We start from the raw sequence: 21,063 nt of genomic DNA on the forward strand, positions 1-21,063 counted from the left end.
ATTAGACCTCCCCAACCAGAATTGATGGAACTAAAATGGGGGTTGAGGAGAGTTTCTGAACAATACTTTTTCTAAATAACATCAACCCTCTCGCTATGCAAACAATCGTTAATGCAAAAAAGAAGCCAAACACAATGTGATTCAGCATTAGAAAGCTATAGATAGCGGCAGTGAAACCGCCAAAGATGATCTGGCTGAAAGGTTTAATCGGTGTTGTTCCCGGATCAGAAATCATGTAGAAGGTAAACAACACAAATGCCACCCCCGTCATTGGCATCAGAGGAGCCAACAGCGGTGTGCCCCATAGCCAACTTCTCAAACAAGCTTGGATGAAAAAGCCACCGACCCAGCTTAGAATTAATGGTAGTTTGCCAGTAAAGCGGGCATTCAAAAATGTTCCAGTACAGATGATGACAGCAGGGAGTAGCCAATCCCCCCAACCGACCAAATTTTCAGTAAATTGGTACGGTGGAGCAATCCCAACCCATGGAAACAGGAGCAACGTTACGGTAATGCCAAAGTTAGAAGGATTCAGAAAATGCCGATTTTTCTGACCTATGGGTACGCGAAAAATGGCTTTTGAGGCAATGGCAACTGTGGTTGCAAACGCAATTGGCAACAACTGATCGTTGGCATAGAGCAGCATCGCTATTGCTAAACCAGTAATGTGAGCAGGCAAGAGAAAATCAATGATTTTGAGAAAAATGATAGGTGCCTGCTTATCTTTTCCTAAGAATCGCGGACGATGTTTGCCGCTCCAGCTATCTAATAATTCCAGAAGGATCTCAACGCCATAAGCGGTAACAAGCGCTACTAAGGGTTGTGCCCAGGATTGCTCAAACCCTAAAACGGTATGGCCCAGCAGGTTCAAAAATGTAATAGCGATCGCAAACCGTCGTAAGCCGCCTAGACGATTTGGCTGGTACCAATTGGCTGGTTTATTCATTTACTCATTCTCCTTAACCAATGCAGCCAGATTTGTTTGCTCAGTGGTTGTCAGTAAGGTGTCATCATTTAAAACCAAAGTGTGCGATCCGGGAGATAGCTTGACAGTTGCTTGGTGCACTTGACTATCTCGCCCCCGCCAGTGCAGGCCTACTGGCAAAGTGCTATCAGGCTGAATTTGCCCTAATCCAAAGTGCAGCCCAGAACTGCGAGCCCCAGAATGACCATTGCCCCCATCGACTTGACTGACTAAAGAGCGCCCATTCGGTAGGTGCACAATTGCCGTGGCCCCAATGGCAGGTGTGCCTGATGTTGGCTTGTCCCCACTAACTGGGAGTAAAAGCTTCAGGTTGAGAGATGTGCCAGCAGTAAGATTGTTGTCATTGCGATAGAAGTAGGAGGGCTCCCACTGATTTGCGATCGCAAAATCTAAATCGCCATCACCATCCACATCGGCAGTGGCAATACCACGGGTAACTTGGGGAGTATCCAGTCCCAGGCTTTTAGCGAGATCATAATACCGCCCCTCTGTTGTCCGCACAAAAAATGGGTTGTGGGCTTGACCACTGAGATCATCACCAGCTTGAAATCGAGGCCAGATATTGGCATGACTCAACAGTTCATCATTACCCATAGCGAGTTCATGTAACTCTGGCCAGCGGTCAATTGTTCCCTTAGCAAATCCTGTTGCTTGTAGAGCCTCAAGCTCGCCATCATTATCAAAATCACCAAACTTTGTCTCCCAACTCCAGCTGCTGCGAGAGACCCCCAGAGGTTCACTGTGGTCAACATAGGGAGCGATCCCCTTATTCATTTCCTCTATGTTTCCGGTGCTTGTAAACATAAAGTGACTTTCTTCTAAGGCATACTCATCAGCGATATTGCTAACATAAATATCCAGTAATCCATCGTCATTGACATCTCCAAAATCGACCCCCATTCCCTTAAAACCGTCTTTGCCTAAAACCTTAGAGTTTGGCGTCATCAATCCTTTCTCACCTTCTAATAAAGCAAACGCTAAGTGGCCCGGTTGGGAACGGTTATGGAGTAGTCGATCAGGACCAAAGTCATTGGCAAAATAGATTTCTGGGTGTAAATCTCCATCGAGATCTGCTGCACCCACGGCTAGGGTCCAAGCGTGAGATACGTCTTCATCTAAACTATCTTTTATGTCCTGAAACTTGACCCGTGGCGTGGAGCCTGCCTCTGCTTCTGCCCACCGAAGAATATGATTGAGCCCCCCGTTATAGGCTCGTGTCATCGAATGTTGCATCGATTCTTGCCCTGATGCAGTCGCATCTAGGATGCGGGCACCATCTTGAAAGTAGTTACCGATGATCAAATCAGCGTGACTATCTCCATCCAGGTCAGCGAAGGTGGCTGCATTGGTATACCAGCGTTCTCCACTTGTCTCAATTTCTTGCTGGACGTAACTCAGTGGGCTCAAGTTATCACGTATCTCCAGTCCGTTTTTCTGCAGAAAAGCAACGGGTGTTCTCCCCCAGTAGTACACGAGTATATCGGTCTGTCCATCTTCATTGAGGTCATTGGCTAAACACCCCATTGGAGCCATGGTTGCTGAGTCATAGGGCAGTTTCGAGGGGGCTAGAGCAAATGGAGCATAACGATCACCCGTACCGGGTACCGGTGACACAATCACGTGATCGGTTCTAGGATCGACGTGGCAAATATCATTGGATAACCCATCGCTATCTAAATCGCTAAGGGCAATTGCTGCACCTACTGAAGAAATCCAGGCCGAATGCTGTTCTAAACTGGGGTGAACCGAACGAATTGATTTGACGGGTGATGATGTCAGCTCTGGTAATGGCAGACGAGTGAAGTGGAAACGAGAAGCCAAAGTTGCTCGTTCAGTAGCTGATAAGGCTGGAAGTCGAGTAAACCAGAAGAAACCACAGATCAGAACAATTGCTACTAAGCGCTTACTTTGTTGTTTTAGAAAACGAACTAAACTCTTCATACTTTTGTTTCCTTAACGGCAAAGTGTGATTGAATACGCTGCCGCCAGATTTCATAAGCTGGTGTTTCTTCGTCAAAGGGCAAGTCTTGAAGGGTACTGTCTGTCAGGGCAGCGGCGGCATCCACATCCATCCCACACAAGACCTGACAAGCCATGGTTGTATGGGGAGCTGGGTTTCCTGCCCGTTGGCGCGCTTTGGCTGCAAAAGCCGCTCCTTGAGCCAGTTGAGGTCGGTAAGCGCCTGCGGTTGTTTGTAGGGTTGCGATCGCTACTTGATCCACGCCTCCTGCATAGGCACAGGCCAAGCCCAGGCCACTCCAAAGATCAGGATGTCGCATGGGTTCAAAGGCGTTTATCTTGTCGGGAATATGGGTAAAATCAGCACCACACAAAAACCAAAGACTGCGGCCCAGGCCCTGGTCAAAAACACGACGTGCATAGCCAGAGAGCTTTTTCGGAACTATCTGCTGTTCTACAACACGAGACCAATGGAAATACCCTTCATGAAATCCATAACCGTCAATAGCTAGCCAGCCAAGTAGTGGATCAATAGCTTTTGAATTTTGAATTTTGAATTTTGTCGGATTATGCCCCTCGCGATAAGTATTTGTTTCCCTATGCAGCTGTGCCAGATATCCATCAAGTCGCCAAGGGAGTTTAGCCAATACCCAGCCTGCTCCCACATGCACCATATAGATGTGATCAGTGCCAGGGCCTGCTATAAAATTCTCCAGGCGATTGCACTGCCAGGGGGTGAGGGCATCAAGCAATGCTAAACCCATAGCTGCACCTTCAAATGCGAACCCACGCCATTCGTTTTCAACAGTGTTCAAGCGTTGTGCAAGGGTTTCTGGTTGATCGTCAGCGAGAGCTGCATGGTAGCCTTGCAAAAAGATACGGCCACTCTTTTCCAAGCGCTGCTGTGCTTGAGGATTTCCGACGCGAAATCCTCGTTTGTCAAAGGTGGTTTCTTGAGGTGAAAGGCCAAAGAGATACTCTTTTAGTTGTCCCCAGGAAGAAGTGGTTGGCATAGAGATTTGAGAATGGGACGGCTCAGTTTTGAGGCTTACAACAGAATTACTTCTATGGAAACGAGGTCGGGCAAAAAATCGATGCACGATTTCCTCCTCCTTATTCAGAAACTTAGGCAGCTAATAAAGCTAGGACATCACTAAACAGAGACTAAGATCATATCAAGCTAAGCAATGTCGAAAATTAATAGATTGCAGCAAATATCAAACAGTTTGCTGTATAACAGACTTCGAGTACTGAGCCGAGACATTGTACTTCCATCAACAACCCGACTCAGTTTGATTCTATATCGTAGTCAGCAGGTTAAACTGTCTCTTGCTTCCGCTTCCGCAGCGCTCCTCCTATAAGACCAAGAAGACCAGGCAGGAGTGCAGGGGTAGGGACTGGCTGTATACAGTTTTCGCCAGGAGAACATTGGCTTGACTCTGTTGTGTGAGCAATGATCTCCCCTTGACTAAGATCGTTTTTCGTATGCATAGCCAGACTAGTAAAGAAATCTGTTTCATCACAAGGAGGCACACCACTAGATACAAAACCAACATGACAATTAGCATCTTGGTTTCCTAGAGGCCCTGTTACCAGAATAGGATTTGACCCCAGAGGCTGATGACTCCAGTCTGCACCGACATTGATGAAATCATTAACTATTAGACTCTCCGTGAACTCACCAGGACCACCACCTACAGGTGTAAACGTAGCATCAAAGAAGATTTTCTTAAGTACAGATGTAAAGGTTCCTTGGGAATCACCAGTGTCATTAAAACTATTGTCTGGATTGATATTGTGGTTAATGGTCATTGTGCCTACTGAATTTGTTTCTGGCGTAAGACCAACTGACACATCAAACAAAGTTCCACTAACATCTACAGGATTAACACTTTGCAAAGCAAGACGCGTCATTTCGATTGGAATAGAAACTGTGTCACTTTCACTGGATTCTTTAATGCCATCTCCATCATGGTCAAACATTACCATGGGATCTATGATGCCATCAGCATCATAATCGAAAATAGCATCTTTTTTCCGCTGGATTACGGTATCTGCATTAGAGTTCCCTATCCCAAGCGGCTTTCCCTCAAATGAGACTAATCCGATAGGACCTCCAAAATCAAAGAATGATGAACCTCGGGGGGTAACAAGATAATCGGAACCTCTTCCAATGTTTGCAGCGACAGCACTATCCGAAAAGCCCAAAATTGCTATCATACCTAACATTGCTGCCCCCAAGCTTGGTGCAGATTGGCTGACAAATTTTGTCGTACAAAAAGTCACTTTCATCTTGACATTTCCTCAATCTAAAATACTCAAGCTGATATTTTCTCAATCCAAAATACTCACGACTCAGAATAAGAGTGTGATCTTTGAGGGATATATGCTTGCAAGCAAAATATCCCTTCTTTGTCGGGAACAAAAACTACTAATCTCTTCCTCTACAGCATTCATCAACTCTGGCAATACAACCAACTGTGAGGCCGCCATGAAACGACTTCGTACCGTTAAGGAAAACTATGTACACCCTTGAGATTTTCTCATCTCGATCCTGCCGCCACCGTCGCCAGCTCATACCTAAGCTCTGTTCTGGTAGTCAGGATGAGTTATTTTTTTACCTCTAAGCTCTGCTCTGCTCTTACTGAGAATACTGTCACCAGAAGAAATCGCTATTGCAATGCGGTGGTTTCTGCTGCCCTAATCTGAAATCCCTATTTAGATGCGTTATAGGGAATCAAAAGCTATAATAAACAACTCAAACTCTGGAACACTGTTGCAACCGCTTCACTCAGACTTAGTCAACTCAGTATTAAGGTTGGACACTAAGCCCTCATGAATTAAACCAAGTCTTGCACCAAATTTATTGTGTGTCAACATTGGGTTAACATTCTTTTACACTTAACCTTATTCAGGTTTGCATAAAATTCAGGTGTGATATTATGCACCCATTATCAAGGTGTAAGATTCTACTACGCTTTCTGCGGGGGCTCTTGATAGCCTAGAGGAGTTTCCCTGTTTCGAAAGTTGAACATGTCATGACTAAAGAAGTAACCAGTGCTACGGGTGCCAGTTCCCGCACAAAGATTGCAGAATTGCGTGAAGCATTAGGTATGACGCAGCAAGAGCTTGCTGTTTTTGTCGGTGTATCAAATAATACAATCCAAAATTGGGAGGCCGGTAAATCCGGGGTTGATCAAATCAAAAAATTTCTGAGGTTGTGCGCCATTTTGGACTGTGAACTCTCCGATCTGATTGATGACTCTGAAGTTAATGAATCTAAGGGATTTTCGTTAACGCAGCTGCGCGCATTACGCAAACAATGGCTAGAGGCTGATGACGATCCTGCATAGATTTAGATAACACACCGTATAGGAATTAAAGTCAGTTAAACGTTCCCCAGCGTGCTTCATATACTGGGAGAATTAAGATATGCCACTTTTTACAGATTCCTCTCCTGTGATCATCTCTAGGGATGTTCCAGAGAGCATATGCGTTTTAGCAGATGCAGATCTGTTGCTGACGTTTTTTATGGGACATGCCAGCTGTACATATAAAATAGACACACTTTTGGCGCATCTCAATCAGCATAATATTCAGGTGCATGTAACAGATCTCTGTCTCAAGCGGGTTAGCTATTACCTCAGCAGGCCTCCTGAAAATCCTGCACAGGATTCTATTATTTCTTGGTTTAAGCGCAGAAAGGTTGCGGCTCAATTGAAAGCCTTATTTCAATTACAATGTTTAGATATTACCCACAATATGATTCAATCAGCTCGTCAACTTTCTGTACAAGATTTTGACATGGCCGTAGAAGTTGTTTGTGCTAAAACATATCATTTAGATGCCATAGTTACTCAAAAACAACCTCAACAGTTTGAGGGTAAGCCAGTCGATTTGAAGGTTTGGTCACTAGGACAATTCCTAACTCGCGCTGGATTAGAAAAACTTTTGAACAATCCAGGGTAGGAATATGTAGGTCAATAACTTACCGTTTTGAGAGGCTTGACGATATCTGGTGCCCCTTGTCTTATACTTTAACGTATGCGCGGAGGGTGCTATAGAGAAATCTTCCGAACTAGAGTAGAGTCCTTATGCCACTTCTCCATCGCTGTATGACCAAAGCTACCACTGCCGAAGGTGACGATATTCGTCGCTCCTTCAATTGGGTCACTGCGCGACGCGGCATTCTGAAAGTCTATGATGACCACCTCGAACTTGGCCCTTGGCATCTCCCCTATAGTGACTTCGACGAAGCCATTCTCTTTAGTGTTCGTCAAACTTTTATCCCTGGTTATGTTCTCAAGGTCAAAACCCGAGACACCATATATCAGTTTGGGTTGAACTACAATCGCTTCTGGAAAAAAGATCTCCCTTTTCCTGTCGAACGTCGGTCCATGAAGTTAAAACTCTCCTGGTTTAGCATTGTTATACGTACTATTAGTCTCATGGCCCTGAGCTATCTTATTTGGCAACACTTCACCTCATAAGAGACTTACAGCTACCTAAGCAATGCGAGTTCTGGATTTGGGCAATGGGAACGGCATGATGGAGGATATTCCAAGTTTTGTGCCGATAGTCCAGTGTAAATCCTGGTCTTCATAAAAGATTTAAATATATCTCCCTCCGTATAAGGACTTAGTAGAGCAGGTCGTTTTGAGTAGCTGTTTGGGAGTTTGTTCTACTCAAAAATGTTCGCTATTACATTTAATGTTTTCAATCGGTGAAGATGTATGCATCTGCTTGTATTCCGAACGAGTGTATTTGGGGAATCTATAGAGCAGGGCAACCTATTTGGGTAAATTGCTGTCTTTACAGAGGTGGTCATTGACTAGCTAGTTTTTGGGAAGGAGGTATAGCAAAGGTGTTTGCACGGTAGGTTGTGATGGAGGGAACTCGATTTGTATAAGAATCGTCCATTTCGTGGCACTATTGTCCGGGTGATGACGTCACTATAATGGTGGTCTAACGATTTTTCCGCATTAATACGGTATATGTACACTGTATGGACAGTTCGTAGCTTATCTTTCTAAGTTACTTCGCTATGGTGCCTAAAAGCTTGAAATATGGCCCGTACCCCATGGGGTAACTAGATTGACACAGTGAATTCAATATATGAAAAGTTAGGCTAAAGGAGGGCAAGGATGAATCAAAATTTTAAAAAGCTGCTGCGAACCCTGCAGGTCAATTTCCATTATTTATTAGAGACCAAGTTTTCACTAATGCGGTTTTATAGAAATAAGTTGGGAATTCCATTTGAAGCCGATTTTAAAGCGCTCCATCTATTTCCTGATACGGACGGTGCTTTATATCTTGACATTGGTGCTAATAGAGGCCAAAGCACTGACGCTATCCTGATGCAAACAAAGAATAGTCATATTCAAATGTTTGAACCTAGCGAATTGCTTTGTAAGAAGTTAGAAGGTCTATATGGCGACAATAAAAGAATAGTTATTAATAAATTTGGTCTGGGAGCTCAGGCGGCCGAGCAGGATTTATATACTCCTTTTTATAAAAAATGGATGTTTGATGGTCTGTCCTCCTTTGATGAAGCAGAGGCGAGAGAGTGGTTAGTAGATGGCATTTTCTTCTTTGAAGAAGAGCGTCTGACACTACAGAAAACACACTGTCAGATCAAGACGTTAGATGAATTAGACCTCAATCCATTTTTCATCAAAATTGATATCCAAGGCTATGAGCTACAGGCTATCAAAGGTGGTCGAGAAATGATTAAAACCCATGAGCCTATTCTACTGATTGAACAGCCTAATGATGACATTGTTAGCTATCTCAAGAACCTTGGTTATGAGCTTTATGCTTATGCAAATGGGAGATTTACATCGGGCACGAACGGTTATCCCAATACGTTTTTCATGACTAAGAGTAAAGCAGCGCTGGTAAAAGAGTTTATCAACCAGTAGTTAGTAAGTGGCTGACAACGTAATTGCTGCTTCTCTAAATCGGCAACGGCAGTCATAATGCCAAGCTTTTAAAATAGCTGTCAAATGATCTTGCCCTATTGGGTAAGACATCTGACGGCTATTTTTGTGGTGGATGCGCTTTGTCATTAAGCTCATCATCGTTCTTGGTGGTGGTGGCTATGATAGGAGTGGCTACTCAGGGGGCAGATTGCAGCAATCAAGTTTATTTTCAAAGCTAGTACGGGGAGCAAGGGCAGCACTGATGATACAAATCGTCAGTGCTGCTGCTTTGTATGGCTCTCAAGTGTTACTGGCTCGCTGGATGGGGACAGCTGAGTACGGTATCTATGATTATGCGATCGCAATCGGTCTTTTTTGGGCCTTTGTTGCTGGGTTTGGTTTACCGACGGCGGTACTGCGATTTATATCAGTTTACCGAGTCCAAGAAGACTGGCCCCACCTCAAAGGAATGATTTGGGGTAGCTGGCAACAGACATGGGTGGTCGGTGTGACGACTGCGCTAGGCGGGACTGCAGTTTTGTGGGGGGTACATGCTGGCAATGACTTAGGAGCCTATGCGATGCCTATGCTGGTGGGGCTTTGGGCGATCCCAGTGGTTGCCTTGTTAAGGCTGCAACAAGAGATTATTCGCGCCTTTCAGAAGATGGTATTGTCCTATGCTCCATCGCTGATTGCTCAGCCTGTGTTGCTGGTGATGATGGTAATGATTTGGCAGCGATGGCAAGAGCTGACGAGTGTGATTGTGATCTCACTCTCCTTACTCTCATCAATACTTGTTTTATTGCTGCAGTGGCTATTCTTCCAATACAACCTGGACATTAAAATTCGCAATGCCCAACCTGCCTATGAGATGGCTCGATGGTGGAGAATAGCCCTGCCATTAATGCTGTTGAGCGGTTCTCGTATGTTCCTCAGTCAAACCGATACGCTAATGATTGGTATCTTCTTGAATGCAAAGCAAGTGGGGCTTTATAGTGCGGCCCTCAAAACGTCCGCTTGGGTTAACTTTATTTTGGTGAGTGTCAATGCGATTACGGCTCCATTAATTGCTTCCTTATACGCCCAGGGTGATCGCCACAGTTTGCAACAGTTAGTCTCTACCATTGCTCGCTGGATGTTTTATCCGGCACTGGCAGTGGCGGTCGGGCTGATTGTTTTTGCTGAGCCTGTCCTACAGTTGTTTGGTTCCGAATTTGTAGCGGCAAAAGGGGCCTTAGTGATTTTGAGTCTAGGGCAGCTGGTGAATGTGGGAGCTGGCTCAGTGGGATATCTTATGATCATGACCGGGCATCAAAATCAGTCGGTCATAGTGATGGTCGTTAGTGCCATTGTCAATGTGATTTTGAATTTGATTGGTATTCATATGTTTGGCATTGTTGGAGCTGCCATGGCCACAGCATTTGCCATGGCGATGTGGAATATTTGGTTATATAGTTTAGTGGTCCGAAATTTGGGAGTGCGCCCATCAATCCTAGATGCCCTGCGATGGTGAATACTATTATTTATGAAACGCCTAAACCTGGAGATGAGTATCAAATCAGTGATTGTATGCATGCGTCTGCTGATTTATTAGAACTAGTCGGTGACGCACGGGAGAGTATTGCTGAATGGAAAGAGATTTCTGCTCCCAAGGAGTTAAGAGAACGCATCTTGAGTCGTGAGAAGACCCTAATTGCGATATGGGATGACACTATAGTTGGGTTTATTGCTTTTCGGAGAAGCAATCACCTATCGCTGTTGTTTGTGCGAAAAGATTGTTCTGGAAAAGGCATTGGTCGAGAATTATTTACGCGCTGCATTCAGGAGTTTAGTGAAGTGACTGTCAATTCAGCGGACACTGCCATTGGGTTTTACCAGAAAATGGGGTTTGTCCAATGTCGAGCCCGTTTCTATCAGAGTGGGATTTATGCAACACCGATGCGATGGACCAAGCCAACAATGAATTAGCTAGCGGCCCCTACACCTCATTTCTTATTGGTTTTACTGATGCGTATCAGTCGTTATTGGACTTATGCCCAAACCATCCTGTAGGGGCGCTCCCTTGTGCCTGCCCTACCCATATTAGACTGTTTGGCGAATCGCTTCTGTTGTTTGGATTTGTTCTAGGCTAAAACCTGCTTGTTGTAAATGGTCTAAAAACCATGATTCTTGGTAGCTGGGGTCCAGATCGATGGCCCGTTGGTAAGCCTGTTGGGCGGCAGTCGTCTCTTGGTTGTCCCAGTGGGCGATAGCGAGGGCGACTAGGGGATGAGGATTACCGGGCTCCAGGTCTGCGGCTTGTTGGGCGTTTGCGATCGCACGTCCATAGTCTTCTAGTCGATGATAGGCCAGGCTCAGATTGTAATAGCCGATCTCATTGTCAGGCTTAAGCTCGACTGCTTTGGTATGAGTGTCCACTGCCGCATCTAGCTGGCCATCAACTAAATAAACAATGCCCAATGCATTTAAGGCCGGTACATGTTCCGAGTCTTGTGCCAATGCGCGTTGCAACACCTCAATAGCATTCGAGGCCTGTCCAGCCAGATGCAGGGTCCATCCTAAAATCACCTGCCCAGAAAGATTCTGTGGATCTAACCTGACAGAGTCCTTGAAAGCTGTGATGGCATCCTCGTAGCGCCCTTGACCGCGATATTCTAGCCCTAGCTGACGATACTGAGCTGCTTCGGCTAATTCTTCGGCAGAGGGTACAGGTAAGGGGGCGGGTTCAGTATTCTTGGGTGGAGATGAGGTTACAGATGGAGATGAGTTGACTGCAATAGGTGAGTTGGTTGATTGAGATGATAATGAACTAGAGTTACGGCATCCTACTAAAGCCAGCAAGACAATAATAAGTCTGAACCACCTGATTTCTTTGATTTTGGTGTGCAAAATACCAATACCAACTCTTCGACTCCTATTTTAATCAGCTTTTGCCCGTATACGATACATAGCCACACAATACAAAGATAAAAAAATAGGCCCTAGATTAGGGCCTAATCTAGGGCATGACTATCGCATTCGAATCACTGGAAATCTGCGATAGCAGGCGTTTGTTGAAAAGTGTGGACGACATTATAACTCGACAGGCTATCGTCATTAGAATTAGAGTCTGGCTAGAGAACATAGTATGGGTGCTATTGACATGACTCCTTATCTGGAAAAGCTATTGGCATTATACGAAGAAAAACTAAAGCGCTTTCGATTGTCCCTAACCTTACTGCTAGTGACAACGATTGTATTTTTCTTCCTAATCTTTTTTCCATATATAACGCTGATTGGAAATCAAAAGGCTTGTCAGGCGCAAGAGTTAGACTGTCCTCATCTTGAACAATCTGCACTAGAAGAACGTGTTTCAGATCTGACCACTAGTTGGGGCAATATTCCTATCTCAACAGCTGAGGTCGTTGCTTTTTTCCCAGCTGGTTTGGCCTGTGGTTTTGTTACAGTGACATCTCAGCTACAAGGGTTGATGCGTTTGCGTCAAGCGATTACTCGACAGGTTAATAATTGTGACAATCCTATGGATGTCACTTTAATTGCACCTTTACTCATAGATCAAAAACAAAGTTTTGTTGATCAGATATTGGGCGGCATAGTACTACTCTTTCCTGCGTTGATGGTTTTTTACTCGATCAACCTGATTTTCGTAAGTCTTGGAGCACTTAAAGAGAAACTGCCCTATTCCCAAGATATTTGGTTTTATCGTATAGTCTATTTTCTCAGCGCACTTTTGGTTTTGTATGGATTGTTGAAAACAGGGGTAAATATCTATCGAACACGAGCCATTGAGGACCATTAGCTCTGGGTAAAAGGTATACCAAATCCGAATTCATCAAACCTGATTAAAAGTGGACGGTTCTGTAGGGGTATTCCCTTGTGGATACTCTTCGATATCGAACGCTATCAGTCAAGATTTCGTTATTAGTTGTTCTCAAGAGTTCGGGTATCCGCGTATATGATCAGGTAAGGAAGTTAGTAGTTGGAAGTTAGGCCCTGACTGGAGTTTAACGACTAACTACCAACTACCATCTTCCAGAAAACGTCCCGCATTAAGTTGCTACTCAGGAGTTCTGTACAGTACCCATAAAAATGCTTATAATCAGTTGGACTATATCTGTTGAATGGGGATCTGGATGACAAATTCTGTTCCTTGATTAGGTTTTGAGAAGCAATCGAGTTTGCCATTATGTTTCTCAACAATGATTTGATAGCTGATGGATAATCCCATGCCAGTGCCTTTACCAATGGGTTTAGTAGTAAAGAAAGGATTGAAAATACGTTCTTTAACCTGGTCAGGAATGGCGGGGCCATTGTTTGCGATCGCAATTCTGGCCCACTGGTTATCGATGGCAGATGTGCGAATCACAATCTGGTTAGGTGTATCTGTTTTGATTCCTTGAGATGCCTGTTTACTAGCGTACTCCTGAAGTGCATCAATGGCGTTGGTCAGAATATTCATAAACACCTGGTTAAGCTGGCCAGGATAGCATTCCACCAGCGGCAGAGGGGTATAGTCTCGAATCACGTCGATGTCTGGGTGTTTGGCGCTTGCTTTGCAGCGATGTTGCAAAATCATCAATGTACTGTCAATGCCCTCATGAATAGCCACCGCCTGAAAGTTGGCTTCATCCATGCGAGAAAAGTTACGTAGCGATAGTACGATTTGGCGAATTCGATCGGTGCCCATATTCATGGAACTCACAACCTTGGCCAGATCATCTTGTATAAAGGCTAGATCGATGGCTTCGATCTCGTCTTGAATCTCTGATACGGGATTGGGATAGTGCTTTTGGTAGAGTGCGATCAGCCCTAAAACGTTTTTGACATAGTCTTGCAGATGGACCAGATTCCCATAAATAAAGCTGACCGGATTGTTGATTTCATGGGCCACTCCAGCCACAAGCTGTCCTAAACTGGACATTTTTTCACTCTGTACCAACTGGAGTTGAAGACTCTGTATATCTTGTAAGGTTTGTTGGAGAGTTTGAGTTTTCTGTTTGAGCTGTGCCTCGGACTCACGTAACTCTTGGGCCTGGGCCTGAGCCTGCAGGGCACTTTGCTCGGCTTTAGAATAAAGCTCAGATTGTTGAATAGCAATACCTAACTGGCTGGCTAAACGACTCAGCAACTGTCCTTTTTCTTCTTGCCAGAGTCTTGGTCGACTACATTGATGTACAATTAACAATCCCCATAGTTGATGAGAAACAACAATGGGGACAATCAGATTTGCCTTGACCTGCAATCGTTCTAAAAATTGTCGATGTCTTGAATCTAGCTCGGCCTCGTCGATATTGTTGATAGCCCTGGTTTTACCATCGCGATAGCGCTCAAGACATTCTTCGGGAAAACAATCATCTGCAGTTTCTCCCAGGGTGGGTGACCAGGGCTCAGCCACATCTTCTAAAATGACTTGTCCATGCCAATTAGGTGTGAACTGATAAATTAAGGCTCGGTCAGTTTCAAAGAATTTTCGAACTTCGCAGACAGCTGTTTGTAAAATCGTATGTAAATCTAAGGACTGTCGAACTTGAGTGGAGAGATGGTTGAGCAGTTCTTCTTGAGTGGCAAGGTCTCGATATTTAGCCTCAGATGCTTTGAGTTGATTGGCCGTTTGTTTTAGTTCAGTGACCTCATTAAATGTGCAAATCATCTGGGTTTCAGATGATTTAGGCGGGTTAAGAGGGATTAAATTAACGAGTAATGCGGTTGGTTCTAGCTGGGTGGCAGGGGTGATATAAACAACTTCATTGTGCACGGGTTGTTTGGCGACAATCTTTTGCACAATGGGTTGAATTGATTGCAATAGTTGATCATCTAAAGAGGTGGATACCTCCTGGGATGTGAAAATCGATTGCTCCCACAGATTTTGGAGTTGGGTTTCAGTGGATAAATGCAGTAGATCTAGCATGGCCTGATTCGAGAGGCGAATCTGATCATGGTCTTCAATCACCAAGACGCCCACCTGAATACCTTGGAGAATAGTTTTGAGATACTGTTTGCTGTCTTGACTTGCCTGGGCATATATGGTTTGAGCCGACAGACGACGCTCAAAAAAGGCAGTCAGTAAGGCTAATCCCAGCAGTACAAGTGTGCCAATGAGGACTGCTGCTGTCAAAGGGGCGATGTTTTTGGGAGGTTGTAACCCCTCTGGCAGAGTTAGGTAGAGTGGGGCGATAAAACCGGCTGCCGCCATGCCCGTATAGTGCATCGTGGAAATGGCGGTGCCGATAAAGATGGCAGCCAGGAGTTTCTGCCGGAGTAAGGAGGTTTTTTGGGTGTTTTCTCGAAACTGGAAGAAGAGAAAAAGACCGATGTAGGAAACTGCGATCGCAATCGCTACCGATAGAGCGACTAGCCAAGCATCGTAGGACACAGTGGCCGTTGTATTCATCGCCGCCATCCCGATGTAGTGCATCGATGCGATACCCACCCCCATCCATAGACTGCCGGCCGATAGCTGGAGCCAACCCAGCGTAGGTCGACTGACTAAAAAAAGTGCTATGCCAGAGGCGACAATGGCGGGTAAAACAGAGACAAATACGGTCAGAAAATCGTAATAAACCAGGACGGGCAGCCGAAATGCCAGCATGCCAATAAAGTGCATAGACCAGATCCCGGTCCCCATAGCCACAGCGCCCCCCACTAGCCATAGTGCTTGTGTCCGGCTTTGAGTGGCAGCGACCCGTTCAGCTAAGGCTATAGCCGTATAAGCTGCTAAAACAGCAATTAACACTGAAACGACGACGAGTTGGAGGTTATAGGCAGTCGTTAAAGAGGCGGTCATAGACCTGAACGGTAGGCAATAGGTAGTAGGTAGTAGACATTGTAAAGATGCATTACTTGAGTAATCTAGCGGGTCATGCCCCTGAAACATGACTGAAGGGTAGTACGTAGATTTTCTGATGATCGGTATAGTTGTCTATACTAAGAGCCTTCATTTGATTCTTCCTATAGTAAGTTGTGTATCCCCACAAGGGATAGTAGCTGAATTTTTATTCAGCTATATGTCTTAAAAAACTAGTGTATTGAGCATATAACTCGTACCCATTTTGCAAAGGTAAAAATGCTTTGATCGAGGAAATATACCCTGGTATGTCAATGACCACACATAACCACGATACTTCGCTCGGTATGGGCGTATATTTTGCCCCAGATGATTATGTCGGTATAATGCGCCGTTTCGTGATCTTGATCATTGATTTTGCTGTGCTTATCGGTGTGTATATCCTGTTTGCCGCCCTCCTGGGATCGATAGATTAGTTGCATGGGTACGATTTTTATCCCGATTGAGAAGACTGTCAGATGGTCTGTTGATCTGCCTTTGTTGTGATTGCGATATCCTTGAGCCATCTACCTTAGTTCTATGCATCGCTGTTATGATCGCCCGTATTCCCAAGCGATTCCTTCTCTTTATTCTGACATCTACTCTGATGTTGATGGCTACATTGGGGTGGGGAACTTCCAAGACGACAGTTCTGTCAGCTGTCGCTTTGACGAATGAGCGGGCCGAGATTATCCATCGAGCTGTTTTGACCATTGACAGTCATATTGATTGGCCCATTCGCCAGTCCGTCAATCTAGAGTTTAATCCCGCTATTGGTCATGAGACGGGGGCTCCTGGTAGTGGTCAGTGGGACCTGGTCCGGATGGAAGCGGGAGGACTAGATGGGGCGTTTATCTCTATTTTTACCCCACAAAGAGAGCTGACGGACGAGGGTTATGCCCAAGCAAAAGCTCTGGCTCAGCAGATGATTGAGTGGACATATCAGCTTGCGGCTGAGCATGGGGATAAGGTTGCGATCGCACTAACCCCCACAGATGCCTATCGATTAGAACGCGAAGGAAAACGGGCTCTTTTTTTAGGCATGGAAAATGGCTATCCCTTGGGAACTGATCTTGGCGCGGTGCAAGCTTTCTATGCTCAGGGAATTCGCTACATTACGTTGACCCACTCCAAAAATAGTCAGCTAGGTGATTCGTCTACAGACGAGCAACAGGACTGGCAGGGGTTGAGTCCGTTGGGTGAATCGGTCGTGCAGGAAATGAACCGATTGGGGATGATGGTGGATATTTCCCATGTTCATGATGATACATTTTGGGACGTTATGCGTTTAACCCAAGCGCCAGTTATTGCTTCCCATTCTAGTGCCCGTGCGCTGCGAGACGTTCCGCGCAATATGGATGATGAAATGCTGCGGGCGATGAAGGAGAATGGAGGTGTAGTACAGCTATGTTTGTTAGGCGATTACATCAAAGAGATTGAGCAGCGTCCAGAACGAGTGGCTGCATTGGCCGCGCTGGCTGATCAGCAAGCGGCCTGGTTAAGGGGTGACCTCAGTGAAGCAGAGGTGGCTGACCTATTGGCTCAGTATCGGGCGATTAGTGCCCAATATCCTGAAATTAAACCAACCCTGGCTGATGCCATCGACCATCTTGATCACATGGTGGCGATTATGGGCATTGACCATGTGGGGATTGGGTCTGATTTTGATGGTGGCGGTGGTTTAATCGATATTGAAGATGTATCCCAAATGCCAAATATCACCCAAGAGTTGTTATCTCGGGGCTATACTCCTGATGACATCCGCAAGATTTGGGGCGGTAATTTGATGCGGGTGTTTGAGCAGGTAATTGAAGTGGCTGAACAGATGCAAGCAAAGGCTTAAGACTAAATGGGACACCAATTTAACGAGGGAAAGTTTATGGAAGATAGTAGTGAGTCGTTGATGGTTAAACGCCAGTCAGGGACTCACTACCGACTACTAACTACTAACTCTTTACCTGTTCAGAATTCCCCGACTTAAATTGATACCCCAAATGAGCAGTCTAAAGCTGTAGCTCATTTTCTGTTGTTTGAGATTGAGCGAGAGGAAATGTTAGAGAAGCAGTATTTGCGGAAATCTTTAGAAAATGGTGGTTTTTCCCCAGCAAATATTGATCTCATCCTGCAAGAACATGAATTGCAAGATAATAAGGTCAGACAAGCCTGGGATCAATACTGGAAACAATTTGTTATTGCGAGTGACGATGCGCTTGGAGCGTAACTCATTAAGGGTAACGAGAATAACGGGCATTCTCCGCTAAGTATGGGTTCCTAGAAGATAGGTTAAAAGCGAGTTAAACTGTGGATAACAACAGAAAGAAGGAGCCAGCTGCCATCCAACATCCCCTCTCGATTTCCTAGTTTGGTTAAGAGTAGGTTAAGTCTCGAATAAAAAAGAATAACAATAGTAGAAACAATGCGCCAAGATGCCTTACCCTTGTATCTTCAGATTGCCGATGAGCTGCGACGTAATATCGAAGAGTTGGTCTTTAACGTAGGGGATCAACTACCCACAGAACTAGAACTCAGCCAACGCTTTGGAGTGCATCGTCACACCCTCAGACGGGCTGTGGATGTTCTGCGGCAAGAGGGCATTGTGGATGTAGAGCGGGGTCGAGGGACCTTTGTTGTGGCTCCGATTGCATTACCTATTGGGAAGCGGGTTCGCTTTAATGAAGCCCTCAAGGCCCAGGCCATTACTCCCACCAGGCAGATGCTGCGAACTGTCGATATCAAGGCCGATCCTAAGCTGGCCCAACGATTAGAAATCGAGTTAGGGGCATCGGTCATTCTGCTGGAGCGTCTTTACCTAGTGGATGAGTTGCCTATTGACGTCAGCAGTAGCCATTTTCCAGGGCAGCGATTTCCCCAGTTGATCACCCACTGTGAAGCCTACAATTCTATCTCCCAGATGCTGCTAAAAGAATACAGCTGTGATCATATTCGTCGGTCTACACGTATTTCAGCCCGTGTCGCCCGTCCCCGCGATGCGCGCCTGCTCAAAATGCCCGTTAATAGTCCCATTTTGTTATCAGAATCGATCAATGTTGATCAAAACGGTACCGTGATCGAATACGGAGTAACTCGTTTCCGAGGAGATCGCATGGAGTTGGTAATGGAACAGGATGGATAGTTTAGGATGGTCCACTGATTAACAGCTTATTAACAGAGTCTATACACCCCAATTTTTAACCTGACCTTTCCTAAAAATTAACCTGTCTTGGTTTCAGTCTTAAGCCTTTACCACCGACAATGGTAATAACCAAGATTTAGTTATAGATGTCTATACGTCTGTGGTTTTAATTATTGATAAAAAGCAGGTCAGTCATTATGGGCAGGCCCGTTGAGTTGGGTCCAGTACCCCCTGGAGAGATATGCAATTAGCTGCAGCTATCAACTTAGATATGGCCTCATCTCACTCTGCGGTGAGGGTAATGGGTCTATCAAAAGCCTTCAAGGGGCAACCGGCATTGCAGAATGTCAGTATGACGGTAGCTGCCGGTGAAATGGTTGCTTTGGTGGGGGCATCGGGCTCTGGTAAGTCCACGCTGCTGCGAAATCTGAATGGGTTGCAGCAGGCCGATAAGGGCAGTGTGGAAATCTTTGGTAATGTGCTGCAACTGGAAGGTGAACTCCATTCTAAAGCTCGCCAGATTCGTAGTCATGTGGGATTCATCTTTCAGCAGTTCAATTTGGTCAACCGACTGACGGCCTTAGAAAATGTGCTGGTAGGGAATCTGTCCCAGGTATCGATGCTACGTTCTTTGGTGCACAACTTTACCAAGTCAGAGAAGGTGAGGGCCTTGGCGGCTTTGGAGCGGGTGGGTATCTTAAATCAAGCTCACAAACGGGCGTCGGCATTGTCAGGTGGCCAACAGCAGCGAGTGGCTATTGCCCGCTGTCTGATGCAGGGAGCCAAAATAATTCTGGCGGATGAGCCCATTGCCTCCTTAGATCCAGATTCTGCCCGCAAGGTGATGGAATTGTTGACCAGTTTAAATGCAGAGCAAGGCATTACGGTGGTGACCTCGTTGCACCAGGTACAGGTGGTACAGCGATACTTCAAGCGTTCTATAGCGCTGCGTCAGGGGGTAGTTTGTTTTGACGGATTTACGGTTGACTTGGATGCGGATCGTCTCAACAGCATCTATGGATCAGCCGTTGAAGAGCTGGTAATGAGGGGTCACAGTGAGATGTTTGCAAGCTAATGGCCTCTCATTACCTGGGGTCTCCCACACACGGTTACACAAACACGGATAGGATCAAAGGAACAATAATTATGTCTATTTCCTCCTTGCGTCGATTTGCATCTTTGCTAGCGGCTTCCAGCCTGATGATCAGCACTCTGGCTGCCTGTAGCAGTGCCGGTGATGTTGTTGATACAGCGACTGATGCAGTAGACGATGCGGCTAGTTCTGTAACTGCAGGTGGCACCTGTGCTGCTGATATTAAAGAAATTGAATTTGGTATTATTTCCACTGAGTCTGCTGATAACCTGAAGCCTCAATGGGAGCCTCTATTGGCTGATATGTCTGAAGCTGTTGGTCGTCCTGTAAAGGGTTTCTACGCCACTGACTATGCCGGTGTAATCGAAGGTATGGGGGCTGGCAAAGTGCAGGTTGCTTGGTACGGTGGGAAGTCCTACATTGAAGCAGCTGAGCGTTCTGAAGCGGAAGCGTTTGTTCAGACTGTGGCTCTTGATGGTTCCAAAGGTTACTATTCTCACCTGATCACTAACAAGGAGAACCCCATCGTTGGTGAGATTGATTTAGAAAAGGGCAATGGTGACAAGTATGTTGTTGAGAATGCTGCTGACTTGACGTTTGCATTCAATGACCCAAACTCTACATCTGGTTTCTTGGTCCCCACTTACTACGTGTTTGCTCAGCAAGGGGCTAATGCCGACAAGATATTTAGTGAGCTTATCTTTGCTGGTAGTCATGAGGCTACTGCCTTAGCTGTGTCTGAGAACCAGGTAGACATTGCTACTAACAACAATGAAAACCTGGCTCGGTTGGAAGAGACTGCTCCCGATGCCCTTGAAAAGATTCAGATCATCTGGACTTCTCCTGTAATTCCTAGCGATCCTCTCGCCTATCGTAAAGATCTACCTGACTGTCTCAAAGATTCCATCAAGGACTTCTTTATCGGTTATGACAACACAGAGGTTCTCGAAGGTCTGCAGTGGACTGGCCTAGATGAAGCTAAGGATTCAGACTGGAACACCATTCGTGAATTGCAAATTGCTAAGGACCTACTGGAGGTTCAAAATGATGAGAACCTCAGTGATGGCGATAAGCAAACTAAGCTAGACGAGCTTAACAAGAAGCTTGATGCGTTGAAGTAAGTTCTCACTCACCTAAAATGTGCAGCAC

The 21,063-nt window shown here is 45.5% G+C and carries 19 protein-coding genes; 13 read left to right on the forward strand and 6 right to left on the reverse strand.

Annotated features, from left to right (window positions below; translation table 11 throughout):
* Position 1 precedes the first annotated feature (1 nt).
* The 4 genes from IXB50_RS04640 to IXB50_RS04655 form a co-directional block, all read right to left on the reverse strand.
* Positions 2–946: a hypothetical protein gene (locus IXB50_RS04640; protein ID WP_215607777.1), complete on the reverse strand. Its 945-nt coding sequence runs from the start codon at positions 944–946 to the stop codon at positions 2–4.
* On the reverse strand, positions 947–2,926 hold the full coding sequence (locus IXB50_RS04645; RefSeq protein ID WP_215607778.1) for a CRTAC1 family protein: 1,980 nt from the start codon (positions 2,924–2,926) through the stop codon (positions 947–949). It abuts the gene before it with no gap.
* Positions 2,923–3,957, reverse strand: coding sequence for a DUF1702 family protein (locus IXB50_RS04650; RefSeq protein ID WP_215607779.1), 1,035 nt, complete (start codon positions 3,955–3,957; stop codon positions 2,923–2,925). Before IXB50_RS04650 ends, IXB50_RS04645 begins: the two co-directional genes overlap by 4 nt.
* Before the next feature lie 304 nt (positions 3,958–4,261).
* Positions 4,262–5,236: a PTPA-CTERM sorting domain-containing protein gene (locus IXB50_RS04655; RefSeq protein WP_215607780.1), complete on the reverse strand. Its 975-nt coding sequence runs from the start codon at positions 5,234–5,236 to the stop codon at positions 4,262–4,264.
* 746 nt (positions 5,237–5,982) lie between these two features.
* On the opposite strand from IXB50_RS04655, the gene IXB50_RS04660 reads away from it, so the two are divergent.
* The 6 genes from IXB50_RS04660 (at position 5,983) to IXB50_RS04685 (ending at position 10,833) form a co-directional block, all read left to right on the forward strand.
* The gene (locus IXB50_RS04660) at positions 5,983–6,297 is read left to right on the forward strand and encodes a helix-turn-helix transcriptional regulator (RefSeq protein ID WP_215607781.1); all 315 of its coding nucleotides are present in this window, start codon (positions 5,983–5,985) and stop codon (positions 6,295–6,297) included.
* Positions 6,298–6,376: 79 nt separating this feature from the next.
* On the forward strand, positions 6,377–6,913 hold the full coding sequence (locus IXB50_RS04665; RefSeq protein ID WP_215607782.1) for a PIN domain-containing protein: 537 nt from the start codon (positions 6,377–6,379) through the stop codon (positions 6,911–6,913).
* 125 nt (positions 6,914–7,038) lie between these two features.
* Entirely contained in the window at positions 7,039–7,434 is a 396-nt protein-coding gene (locus tag IXB50_RS04670) for a hypothetical protein (RefSeq protein WP_215607783.1), read from the forward strand.
* A gap of 654 nt (positions 7,435–8,088) precedes the next feature.
* Positions 8,089–8,865, forward strand: coding sequence for an FkbM family methyltransferase (locus IXB50_RS04675; RefSeq protein ID WP_215607784.1), 777 nt, complete (start codon positions 8,089–8,091; stop codon positions 8,863–8,865).
* Between the two features lie 133 nt (positions 8,866–8,998).
* Positions 8,999–10,378 (forward strand): flippase, encoded by a 1,380-nt coding sequence (locus tag IXB50_RS04680; protein WP_215607785.1) that lies wholly within the window; start codon positions 8,999–9,001, stop codon positions 10,376–10,378.
* The gene (locus tag IXB50_RS04685; RefSeq protein ID WP_215607786.1) at positions 10,372–10,833 is read left to right on the forward strand and encodes a GNAT family N-acetyltransferase; all 462 of its coding nucleotides are present in this window, start codon (positions 10,372–10,374) and stop codon (positions 10,831–10,833) included. Before IXB50_RS04680 ends, IXB50_RS04685 begins: the two co-directional genes overlap by 7 nt.
* 114 nt (positions 10,834–10,947) lie before the next feature.
* Here the strand turns inward: IXB50_RS04685 and IXB50_RS04690 are convergent, their stop codons facing one another.
* Positions 10,948–11,706: a tetratricopeptide repeat protein gene (locus IXB50_RS04690; RefSeq protein ID WP_246564089.1), complete on the reverse strand. Its 759-nt coding sequence runs from the start codon at positions 11,704–11,706 to the stop codon at positions 10,948–10,950.
* 382 nt (positions 11,707–12,088) lie between these two features.
* Between IXB50_RS04690 and IXB50_RS04695 the strand changes: the two genes are divergently transcribed.
* Complete coding sequence (locus IXB50_RS04695; RefSeq protein WP_215607788.1) at positions 12,089–12,664, forward strand: hypothetical protein; 576 nt, start codon at positions 12,089–12,091, stop codon at positions 12,662–12,664.
* 309 nt (positions 12,665–12,973) lie between these two features.
* Here IXB50_RS04695 and IXB50_RS04700 read toward each other — a convergent pair whose 3' ends face one another.
* Positions 12,974–15,649, reverse strand: a complete 2,676-nt coding sequence (locus tag IXB50_RS04700) for an MHYT domain-containing protein (protein WP_215607789.1) — start codon at positions 15,647–15,649, stop codon at positions 12,974–12,976.
* A 308-nt stretch (positions 15,650–15,957) separates the two neighbouring features.
* On the opposite strand from IXB50_RS04700, the gene IXB50_RS04705 reads away from it, so the two are divergent.
* The 6 genes from IXB50_RS04705 to phnD all read left to right on the forward strand — a co-directional run bounded on the left by IXB50_RS04705 (position 15,958) and on the right by phnD (position 21,035).
* Positions 15,958–16,125: a hypothetical protein gene (locus IXB50_RS04705; protein ID WP_215607790.1), complete on the forward strand. Its 168-nt coding sequence runs from the start codon at positions 15,958–15,960 to the stop codon at positions 16,123–16,125.
* A 116-nt stretch (positions 16,126–16,241) separates the two neighbouring features.
* Positions 16,242–17,531, forward strand: a complete 1,290-nt coding sequence (locus IXB50_RS04710) for a dipeptidase (RefSeq protein WP_215607791.1) — start codon at positions 16,242–16,244, stop codon at positions 17,529–17,531.
* Positions 17,532–17,714: 183 nt separating this feature from the next.
* On the forward strand, positions 17,715–17,909 hold the full coding sequence (locus tag IXB50_RS04715; RefSeq protein WP_215607792.1) for a hypothetical protein: 195 nt from the start codon (positions 17,715–17,717) through the stop codon (positions 17,907–17,909).
* A gap of 195 nt (positions 17,910–18,104) precedes the next feature.
* Positions 18,105–18,821: a phosphonate metabolism transcriptional regulator PhnF gene (phnF, locus tag IXB50_RS04720; protein ID WP_215607793.1), complete on the forward strand. Its 717-nt coding sequence runs from the start codon at positions 18,105–18,107 to the stop codon at positions 18,819–18,821.
* 241 nt (positions 18,822–19,062) lie between these two features.
* Positions 19,063–19,896 carry a phosphonate ABC transporter ATP-binding protein gene (phnC, locus tag IXB50_RS04725; RefSeq protein ID WP_215607794.1) on the forward strand — a complete coding sequence of 278 codons (834 nt, stop codon included), beginning with the start codon at positions 19,063–19,065 and terminating at the stop codon, positions 19,894–19,896.
* Positions 19,897–19,967: 71 nt separating this feature from the next.
* A complete protein-coding gene (gene phnD / locus IXB50_RS04730) occupies positions 19,968–21,035 on the forward strand; it encodes a phosphonate ABC transporter substrate-binding protein (protein WP_215607795.1) in 1,068 nt (355 codons plus the stop codon).
* Positions 21,036–21,063: the final 28 nt, after the last annotated feature.

It is taken from the genome of Leptothoe spongobia TAU-MAC 1115 (genome assembly GCF_018739885.1).
GTDB classification, from domain to species: Bacteria; Cyanobacteriota; Cyanobacteriia; order Phormidesmidales; family Phormidesmidaceae; genus Leptothoe; species Leptothoe spongobia.

Bases quoted from the DNA above. Each gene is read 5' to 3' on its own strand.
- IXB50_RS04705 (WP_215607790.1), top strand. From the start codon at position 15,958: ATGTCAATGACCACACATAACCACGATACTTCGCTCGGTATGGGCGTA.
- IXB50_RS04700 (WP_215607789.1), bottom strand. From the start codon at position 15,649: ATGACCGCCTCTTTAACGACTGCCTATAACCTCCAACTCGTCGTCGTT.
- IXB50_RS04640 (WP_215607777.1), bottom strand. From the start codon at position 946: ATGAATAAACCAGCCAATTGGTACCAGCCAAATCGTCTAGGCGGCTTA.
- IXB50_RS04655 (WP_215607780.1), bottom strand. From the start codon at position 5,236: ATGAAAGTGACTTTTTGTACGACAAAATTTGTCAGCCAATCTGCACCA.
- IXB50_RS04660 (WP_215607781.1), top strand. From the start codon at position 5,983: ATGACTAAAGAAGTAACCAGTGCTACGGGTGCCAGTTCCCGCACAAAG.
- IXB50_RS04645 (WP_215607778.1), bottom strand. From the start codon at position 2,926: ATGAAGAGTTTAGTTCGTTTTCTAAAACAACAAAGTAAGCGCTTAGTA.
- IXB50_RS04685 (WP_215607786.1), top strand. From the start codon at position 10,372: ATGGTGAATACTATTATTTATGAAACGCCTAAACCTGGAGATGAGTAT.
- IXB50_RS04680 (WP_215607785.1), top strand. From the start codon at position 8,999: ATGCGCTTTGTCATTAAGCTCATCATCGTTCTTGGTGGTGGTGGCTAT.
- IXB50_RS04710 (WP_215607791.1), top strand. From the start codon at position 16,242: ATGATCGCCCGTATTCCCAAGCGATTCCTTCTCTTTATTCTGACATCT.
- IXB50_RS04670 (WP_215607783.1), top strand. From the start codon at position 7,039: ATGCCACTTCTCCATCGCTGTATGACCAAAGCTACCACTGCCGAAGGT.
- phnC (WP_215607794.1), top strand. From the start codon at position 19,063: ATGCAATTAGCTGCAGCTATCAACTTAGATATGGCCTCATCTCACTCT.
- IXB50_RS04675 (WP_215607784.1), top strand. From the start codon at position 8,089: ATGAATCAAAATTTTAAAAAGCTGCTGCGAACCCTGCAGGTCAATTTC.
- IXB50_RS04665 (WP_215607782.1), top strand. From the start codon at position 6,377: ATGCCACTTTTTACAGATTCCTCTCCTGTGATCATCTCTAGGGATGTT.
- IXB50_RS04650 (WP_215607779.1), bottom strand. From the start codon at position 3,957: ATGCCAACCACTTCTTCCTGGGGACAACTAAAAGAGTATCTCTTTGGC.
- phnD (WP_215607795.1), top strand. From the start codon at position 19,968: ATGTCTATTTCCTCCTTGCGTCGATTTGCATCTTTGCTAGCGGCTTCC.
- phnF (WP_215607793.1), top strand. From the start codon at position 18,105: ATGCGCCAAGATGCCTTACCCTTGTATCTTCAGATTGCCGATGAGCTG.